This window comes from Candidatus Thiothrix phosphatis (assembly GCF_035668035.1).
GTDB lineage: Bacteria > Pseudomonadota > Gammaproteobacteria > Thiotrichales > Thiotrichaceae > Thiothrix > Thiothrix phosphatis.
In genome coordinates this window covers 1-7,229 of record NZ_JAYMYJ010000046.1, presented here as the reverse complement: position 1 = coordinate 7,229, position 7,229 = coordinate 1, and the positions used below count along the sequence as shown (strand labels likewise).

Sequence of the window (7,229 nt, the reverse complement as noted above, 5' to 3'; positions counted from 1 at the left end):
GTTACACCAAAAAACCAACTACTTTGACTTTGCGTTTGTATAACCAAAGTTTACGATTTCTTTTACCCAATGGTTATCTTTTGACCTACTTAAACAATGCAAAAACAGAACAACCACAGAACATAGGAAACACGACAATGTACCTACCCACCAAGATTGACGAAGATTTGAAGATTGAACTGCTGAACCGGGAAGTGACGCCTGCCATGCTGCAAAAGCAGGTGGAAGCCCTGGAGTTCATAGACGGGCATTTCAGGGGTGGTACGGCATACCCGACCCGGTACATGGCACAGAAAGCCGTCCAGCAGTTCGCCAAGGCGTTCGTGCTGGAAGTGGAGAACGCAATGTGCGAGGTGCAGAATCCCGGCGACATGCCACACACCAGGATTCTACGGTTGCAGGCTATCCGATACCTCAAGGACTGCTACCTGGAGGAGAAGCTACAGCAGGCACACATCAAGCGCCGTGAATACGGGCAGCATGACAGGTTCAAGAACCTGATCAGTGACGATGAAATCTTTACACGGCTCAAGCGGCGGCTGGATCGTGGGACTGTGACCGACCTTCAAGGGGTTATGGATTACCTTGTCAAAGCCATCACCGGGCGGATGGGCAAAGCACCACTGGTTGACCCACCAGAAACTTACCGCACCATTGCCGATGAACTGGCGGATGTTGCTGACCTGTTGGTTGAGCCTGACTTGCCCATATCAGGGTGTGAGGAAGTGGGGGAAGTTGCACAAGGGCCAGCAGCGGAACCGCCACCAGCGCCACAGGTGGAAGCCACCAGCACCACACCAGACCGGATCAGTATTGATTGGGAACTTCCCCTTGTGTTCTGGCTGATGCCGGAACAGGAAGGGGCAACTGCGTGAACTTATTTCATATTATTGAAAAAGACAATGATGCGTTAATTAACCATTGTGTTTTTCAATAATTAACTTAAAAATCAATGATGTGTTCCTGAATCATTGGGTTTTTCAATGGTTAACGGATAAGTTGAATAGCATCAACCCCATACACGGATGTTATGTAAAACATTCTGTACACAGTGGGCTGATGTTGGTTTGGGTGGGCAAGATAGCCCCCACCCAACAACCCACAAACCACAATATCCCATCAACCCCAACACTGGCGCGGCTTTGCTTCCTGTACCTGCCCCTATAGCCCTTCTTGATATACCCAGTCCCCCAGTAGGTGCGTGTGTACGTGAATCTTTGTGTGGCATTGCCCGCAAACTGCGGGAAGATTTACGTACATTCATGGCTTATGGATGGATGAAGACCCATTGGGGAAGTGAAGCTGCTGGATGGGGCGTCTCTTTCCCCATACCCCCACCCACCGGGCGGCACTCCGGCCAGGGGATGGTTTGTGCGAGGCTGGGATACCTATATATACAGGGGTAGCCCCCGCCCATGGAATCCGGTTTCCCACAGTCCCCCACAGGAGCCGGAACCGCCCAGACCTGACTTGAAAAGAACGAGGTATCATCAGTCTGGTTTGGGGTGTACGGATGGCTGGCACTGCTGGCTTGCTGCTGCATGGCTGGTGGTAGGTCTGTATCTGGTGCTGGGGTGTTGTGGTACTGGTTGCTGGTGTACCGGATCAGGGTAAACCCCATCGGGTTCCGGGTGGATGCCACGGCACAGCCAGGGGAAAGCGCTGCTGTCATGCACTGCCTTTGCCGGTTCACCATGTTTTGTTTCCCAATGGTGAAAATCTTTGCCTTTCTGCCTGAACTTGCTGATTAGGGTAAACCCTAGATAGTGCATTTTTGGGGTGTTGGAGGTGCAGGAAAGCTGAGTTAAAAGCTGAGTTTGCAGGGCAGAAATGAAAAAGGGCTGCGCCTGATAGAGCGCAACCCTTTGATTCATAATGGTGGGACATGTGCGACTCGAACGCACGACCACCTGATTAAAAGTCAGTTCATACCGTTTCCAGTATCTTCCAGACCCCCCCACCAACACCATCGCTACATAAGGCTTTCATCCGGTTATTGTCCATTTTCTTCCATTCTGGAATACTACTTTCCATCGTTTAAACCGTACCGTAAACCGTACCGGAAGGAAAAAGGGCAATGGCGAACACATACACCAACCACAAGGGCATCAAGGCAGCATCCACCGACAAGCCGCAAGCCATGTTCAAGGATACCGAATGCAAGGGGCTTTACTTGCGCGTGTACCCAACAGGGCGGAAGGTGTTCATTCATCGCTACTGGCTGAACGGGAAAGAACGGCTGTATACCCTGGACGCGCCAGAGATCACGCCCAAAAGCACGGAGCGGGAAATAGCGGGGGCGCTATCCAAGGCGCGGGCATTGGTGGCTGAACAAAAAGCCATGATCGGAAGCCGCAATGCCGAAAGTAGGGAAGACCCAGCCATAGAGCGTAGCCTGAATGTGTTGAGCGCGGCGGCTGTTCCTACCGTGGCAGAGTTCGCCAGTACCTACATGACCCGACATGCAAAGAAGAAAAAGAAGTCATGGGAAGAAGATCAGCGGATTTTGAATGTGGATGTGTTGCCCTTCATTGGGGATATGAAAATAGACAAGGTGGAGAAAAAGCACATCAACGCATTACTTGACCGGAAAGAAGACGCTGGCGCACTGGTTGCCCGTAATCGTCTGCTTTCCCTGTTGCACAAGTTTTTCAACTTCGCCATTGAACGCGGCGAAATCAAAAGCCACATCAACCCGGCGGCGAAAATCACCAAGGAAGAAGAAACTGCACGGGATAGGGTGCTGACTGATGATGAAATCAGGATGCTATGGGCGGCCACCAGTGATGAATCCAACTTGGACATTTCCACCCGGCTTGCCGTGCGTTTGCGCCTGATTACCGGGCAACGGTCAAGCGAGATTGTGACCGCCAGGGAAAGCGACATTCAGGGCGACGTGTGGAGCATGGACGAAACCAAGAACGGACTGGCGCACGCTATCCCGCTTACAGGAATGGCATTGCAGGTAATCGAGGAAGCGCGGCCACATGCCCGTAATGGTTTGCTCTTTCCGGCGCGGAATGGGGGAGTGATGGCCGTACAGGTGCTTTCCAGAATCTTTGAGCGTATCCCTTGGGAGCTGGAGGAAGGGCAGATAAGGCCAACCCCGCACGATTTGCGGCGCACCCTTCGCACTGGATTGGGCGCTTTGAACTTTGATAATTTCATTCAGCGACGTGTTACCAACCACAAGGAAAAGAACCAGATCGACACCACATACAACCGATACGACTACATGAATGAAAAACGGGCAGCGCTGGAAGCATGGGGGCGCAAACTTGAAGAAACCATTTTCGGGCAGACAGCAAGCAACGTGGTTCCCTTCAAAATTGCAGGTTAAGCAAATTGTGCATACAATCAGGATGTAACATGAAGATAGACTATGACCCGAAGAAGAACGCCTGGAACATTGCAAACCGTGACTTACCCTTTGACCTTGTGGAGCATGTTGACTGGGATACGGCACTGATCCGGGAGGATACCCGGCACGATTACCCGGAACGGCGTTACATCATGCTGGCCTGCCTGAATGGTGCTTTGCATGTTACGTGTTTTACCCCGATCAAGGACGGGATCAGGGTTATCAGTTTCAGGAAGGCAAACAAACCAGAAAGGCGGAATTATGAACGACAATACCACCCATGTTGAAAAGCCTTTGACCGATGAAGGCGGCGAAGTGCGCGAACTGACGGCGGCGGATATGGCAGCATTCCGCCCCATTGGGGATGTGTTGCCGGAACTGGCAAAGATCATCCCAACACGCGGCAAACAGAAAACACCAACCAAAGAGCGCATCACCATACGGCTATCTGCTGATGTGGTGGAATATTTCCGGGAAAGCGGCGAAGGCTGGCAAACCCGGCTTGATGAAGTGCTGCAAGCCTACATCGCGGAACACCGCAAGGCGGCATAATCCACCCACAAACCAACTGCAAGAGCCGGGCAAGTTCCCGGCTTTTTTGTGCTCACCATTGGGTGAGAACTGCATTTCATGATTTTGGACTGTGATTTCTGTGATTTTGTGATTCCTGCGTTTTGGCTGGTGTGATTTTGTTGTGATTTCTGTGATTCTTGTGATTTTTAGCCTATTTCTTAACCATTCCTATGTCATTAATGATGATTAAATAATAGTCAATACCTTTTAAATCAATAACTTACTACTGTTGAGCATCTTCAAATTACATTCTGTGAAGTTGTGACTGTGATTTTTGTGATTTTGTGATTCCTGTATGGTCGGTTGTGATTCATGCGCCACCACCCTAACGGTTCACGCCCCCAGCAACCCGCAGCAACCACAACATCTTGTGTCTGGTTGCCACAAAGCCACGGTAAAGCCACAATATGTTGCACATATCAACAAGTTAAGGTGACGTTATGGCATTCCAGCCCGGACACAAAAAGATTCCCGGCAGCGGCATGAAGAAGGGACAAAAGATCAGCGAGACGGCAGAAAACCGCCAGTTTAACCGGCAGATTTTCCTACCATTGGTTGATGAAGCTGCACAAACCCTGCTGGATGTGATGCGAGACACGCAAGCGCCACACACAGCACGCATAGCAGCGGCTAACAGCATCCTTGACCGTGCGCTTGGCAAGCCACGGCAGGAGGTTGAGCATTCGGGGGACGCGGCGCAACCGTTGGAAATCATGATCAGGCATTTCAGCGATGAGGTGCCTAATTCTGTAGTTTCCACAGAATTGGACGATCAGCCAAGGATAATCTGATGGGTTTTGATTGTGGTGGGTTGGCATATCTCAAAATCGGGCAATTTTGAGATATAACGCCATGTTACCCATTAAATCCGTATTTCCGACGGATTTGAAACTACTGGTTTCATCACACCCCCGTCGGGCAGGTCGTGCCTAATTCTGTTATTGTAACAGAATTAAAATGGCGGGCTTTTTTGTGGTGGCAATTACTTCCTTATCCCCAATGGCACGAATAAAAAGCATCATTTTTATTAGCGGGCTGCGAACCGTTCTTATTTGTGTAAGCGCAATTTTCGGCACTTGGTCTGTTTTTGGTAGCCATGCCGGGCGCGGCAAAATCACCAAAAAGTATTTTTCAGGCCGAAAATGCGCTCGTGTACGCAAAAGTTAGCGGGCAATCACTCACGCAACTGAAAAGAATTTGCGTAGATTCGCGCTAATTCCCCGGAATTCGGGTATTTGGCACAAACTGCACACACGTAGCACGGCTACTGGCGGGAAGGCATTTTGCCCGTGCCGGGATTGTGCGGCTGATTGAGGTTTTGGCTTGATTTTGACAGCCCGGCACAAGTCCGGGCTTTTTGTTACCAGTTGAACACGACCGCCATTATTACCAACGCAACAACCAGCAATATCAGAGGCCATAAGAACCCGACAATGGCGGCAACAATCAATGATGGAAGCCACCCAAGGCCAACCCCGAACAGGAAGCCATAGGCCGAAATGCAGTATATCCAAGTGCCGATAAAGACGATTAGCGCAGTGATGGCAGAGCCGGTTTCATATATTTTGCTTCCCATGGCGCACCATATTACTTGGATTCCTTCTTCTTCAAACCGATTGCCAATGCGCAATCGCTGAAACGTTCCTGGCGCTTGATGGCGTTGGTAAGGGTTGCCCCAAGAGCCACCGATGGGTCTGGTGCTGTGCTGTATGTCGTGTAGCCGTTGACGGTTGCCATATTACCGAATGCGGTCACTGTTCCCGTGGTGTTTGCCCTCGTGACTTGTGGGAGTGCGGCCATATTGATTGCCGTTCCGCTTTCGGCATAGTTTCCGCAGATTACCTTCAATTGCGCCTGTTCCTGATCGTTAAGCGCGGTTCCGTCCTGCTTCACATAACTGTCAGTAGTTGCGCACCCTGCCAGCAGCAGGACGCCAAGAATCAAAGCCCTTTTCATGGTTTAAGCCCTTTGTTGTGTGTTGAGCCTTCACCATACCGCCAGACGTGTGCGCAGGAAATGACAGCAATCACTATTTTGGCTGCTTGCTGAGTTCTTGGAAGACTTCGAGCGCGATCCGGCGCACATCCATTACTTGCGCAGCAGTCAAAGACTGAATTTCCGTAGCATCCACAAACGACGCCTCAAGCCGCAAAAGCATTTCTGCATTCAATGACCTACCGCCAGCACGGGCGGATTCTTCCAGCATTGCCCGCAATTCAGGGGTAAGCCGTACAGGGTAAGGGCTAACTTGTTTCTCGCTCATTCCATCATCCGCGCCATTTCAAGCCGTTGATTATCTCCCTTCTATCTACCCATCATCAAAGATACAAAAGAGATAAATTGAGAGTTGACAAGCGCCATGATGGGCGTATTATCTCTCTTGTATCTCACAGATAGAGGAAGTTAAAACCAATGAGTGCAGCACAAGCAAAACCCTACCCGGTACGCCTTGATCCCGACCTTTCTCAATGGGTAAAGGCACAAGCAAAGGCTGGCGACCGCAGCATAAACGCACAGATTAACCGTTTGATTCGGGAATCGAAGGAAGCCGCAGAGACGCGGAACAGGAAGTAACAGAAATCGCCCTACCCAACGGCTGGAACCCGAAGGGCAGGACTTCACCCGCTCAACAACCATAGGAGACTTGAGCAAATGCAATCCAAGACTATCACGCCCCCACCGGGCAATAAATCACCTTACGACCGCCTGAGCGCGGCTATCACTGAGGCGCAAGCCGTTATTGTCTCCCTGGCCCTGCTGGCCACAATCGCCAGCTTGTGGGGTGCAGCATGAGCAAGAAATACATCGCGCACCTGACCCAATCGCAATACGAAGCCTTGCAGCGGATGGCAGAGCAACCAACGCAGGAGCAGCAGCAACCCAAGCGCAAACACCACAAGGAACCCGCCAAACAGCAGCCACAACGCGGCGGCATGGACGGCTTCACGGCTTTCCTGCTGTTCATCGTGGCATTGCTGGCTGCATGGGGGGCTTTGTCATGAACAACCGGCAAATCTTGGACGGCATGAAAGGCCACACCACTGACAAGCGCTTGCCCAAATGGATGCAGCACGCGGGCGGCGCTATCCCCCACCCTACCCCGGAGGAAGTTGAAAAAGACTTCCAGCGTGAAGCACAGGCCGCACAGGACGCCATCAACGGCAAGCCCGACAGCAAGGCAACCCGCGACATGCACGCGGCCTTGATGCAGCACTACGGAGAAATGACGCTGGACGGCAGGCCACCGGCAGGCGGCGGGCTTATGTCCGCAGCAGCCACCTACCTTTCCCGCATC

At 51.5% G+C, this 7,229-nt stretch carries 11 protein-coding genes; 9 read left to right on the top strand and 2 right to left on the bottom strand.

What is annotated here, in order from left to right; translation table 11 throughout:
* Positions 1 to 137 precede the first annotated feature (137 nt).
* The 5 genes from VSS37_RS05955 to VSS37_RS05935 all read left to right on the top strand — a co-directional run bounded on the left by VSS37_RS05955 (position 138) and on the right by VSS37_RS05935 (position 4,725).
* Positions 138 to 875, top strand: coding sequence for a hypothetical protein (locus VSS37_RS05955; protein WP_324693860.1), 738 nt, complete (start codon positions 138 to 140; stop codon positions 873 to 875).
* A 1,202-nt stretch (positions 876 to 2,077) separates the two neighbouring features.
* Positions 2,078 to 3,340, top strand: coding sequence for a tyrosine-type recombinase/integrase (locus VSS37_RS05950; RefSeq protein ID WP_324693859.1), 1,263 nt, complete (start codon positions 2,078 to 2,080; stop codon positions 3,338 to 3,340).
* 29 nt (positions 3,341 to 3,369) lie between these two features.
* Positions 3,370 to 3,648: a BrnT family toxin gene (locus VSS37_RS05945; RefSeq protein ID WP_324693857.1), complete on the top strand. Its 279-nt coding sequence runs from the start codon at positions 3,370 to 3,372 to the stop codon at positions 3,646 to 3,648.
* Positions 3,623 to 3,913 (top strand): BrnA antitoxin family protein, encoded by a 291-nt coding sequence (locus tag VSS37_RS05940; protein WP_324693856.1) that lies wholly within the window; start codon positions 3,623 to 3,625, stop codon positions 3,911 to 3,913. The genes VSS37_RS05945 and VSS37_RS05940 overlap by 26 nt, the downstream gene beginning before the upstream one ends.
* A 461-nt stretch (positions 3,914 to 4,374) precedes the next feature.
* On the top strand, positions 4,375 to 4,725 hold the full coding sequence (locus tag VSS37_RS05935) for a hypothetical protein (protein WP_324693855.1): 351 nt from the start codon (positions 4,375 to 4,377) through the stop codon (positions 4,723 to 4,725).
* A gap of 796 nt (positions 4,726 to 5,521) precedes the next feature.
* On the opposite strand, the gene VSS37_RS05930 is transcribed toward VSS37_RS05935, so the two are convergent.
* Together VSS37_RS05930 and VSS37_RS05925 are read right to left on the bottom strand one after the other, a co-directional pair.
* Positions 5,522 to 5,890 carry a hypothetical protein gene (locus VSS37_RS05930; RefSeq protein WP_324693854.1) on the bottom strand — a complete coding sequence of 123 codons (369 nt, stop codon included), beginning with the start codon at positions 5,888 to 5,890 and terminating at the stop codon, positions 5,522 to 5,524.
* A 73-nt stretch (positions 5,891 to 5,963) separates the two neighbouring features.
* On the bottom strand, positions 5,964 to 6,197 hold the full coding sequence (locus VSS37_RS05925) for an Arc family DNA-binding protein (RefSeq protein WP_324693853.1): 234 nt from the start codon (positions 6,195 to 6,197) through the stop codon (positions 5,964 to 5,966).
* 149 nt (positions 6,198 to 6,346) lie between these two features.
* Between VSS37_RS05925 and VSS37_RS05920 the strand changes: the two genes are divergently transcribed.
* From VSS37_RS05920 to VSS37_RS05905, 4 genes are all read left to right on the top strand, one after another.
* Entirely contained in the window at positions 6,347 to 6,508 is a 162-nt protein-coding gene (locus tag VSS37_RS05920; RefSeq protein ID WP_324693852.1) for a hypothetical protein, read from the top strand.
* A 78-nt stretch (positions 6,509 to 6,586) separates the two neighbouring features.
* Positions 6,587 to 6,727 (top strand): hypothetical protein, encoded by a 141-nt coding sequence (locus tag VSS37_RS05915; RefSeq protein ID WP_324693851.1) that lies wholly within the window; start codon positions 6,587 to 6,589, stop codon positions 6,725 to 6,727.
* Positions 6,724 to 6,936 carry a hypothetical protein gene (locus VSS37_RS05910; protein ID WP_324693850.1) on the top strand — a complete coding sequence of 71 codons (213 nt, stop codon included), beginning with the start codon at positions 6,724 to 6,726 and terminating at the stop codon, positions 6,934 to 6,936. Before VSS37_RS05915 ends, VSS37_RS05910 begins: the two co-directional genes overlap by 4 nt.
* Positions 6,933 to 7,229: hypothetical protein (locus tag VSS37_RS05905; RefSeq protein ID WP_324693849.1), on the top strand; the 297-nt coding region annotated here is incomplete at its 3' end. The genes VSS37_RS05910 and VSS37_RS05905, both read left to right, overlap by 4 nt.

What these genes read in the sequence shown, in the direction of transcription:
- VSS37_RS05955 (WP_324693860.1), top strand. Translation starts at nt 138, where the DNA reads ATGTACCTACCCACCAAGATTGACGAAGATTTGAAGATTGAACTGCTG.
- VSS37_RS05950 (WP_324693859.1), top strand. Translation starts at nt 2,078, where the DNA reads ATGGCGAACACATACACCAACCACAAGGGCATCAAGGCAGCATCCACC.
- VSS37_RS05945 (WP_324693857.1), top strand. Translation starts at nt 3,370, where the DNA reads ATGAAGATAGACTATGACCCGAAGAAGAACGCCTGGAACATTGCAAAC.
- VSS37_RS05940 (WP_324693856.1), top strand. Translation starts at nt 3,623, where the DNA reads ATGAACGACAATACCACCCATGTTGAAAAGCCTTTGACCGATGAAGGC.
- VSS37_RS05935 (WP_324693855.1), top strand. Translation starts at nt 4,375, where the DNA reads ATGGCATTCCAGCCCGGACACAAAAAGATTCCCGGCAGCGGCATGAAG.
- VSS37_RS05930 (WP_324693854.1), bottom strand. Translation starts at nt 5,890, where the DNA reads ATGAAAAGGGCTTTGATTCTTGGCGTCCTGCTGCTGGCAGGGTGCGCA.
- VSS37_RS05925 (WP_324693853.1), bottom strand. Translation starts at nt 6,197, where the DNA reads ATGAGCGAGAAACAAGTTAGCCCTTACCCTGTACGGCTTACCCCTGAA.
- VSS37_RS05920 (WP_324693852.1), top strand. Translation starts at nt 6,347, where the DNA reads ATGAGTGCAGCACAAGCAAAACCCTACCCGGTACGCCTTGATCCCGAC.
- VSS37_RS05915 (WP_324693851.1), top strand. Translation starts at nt 6,587, where the DNA reads ATGCAATCCAAGACTATCACGCCCCCACCGGGCAATAAATCACCTTAC.
- VSS37_RS05910 (WP_324693850.1), top strand. Translation starts at nt 6,724, where the DNA reads ATGAGCAAGAAATACATCGCGCACCTGACCCAATCGCAATACGAAGCC.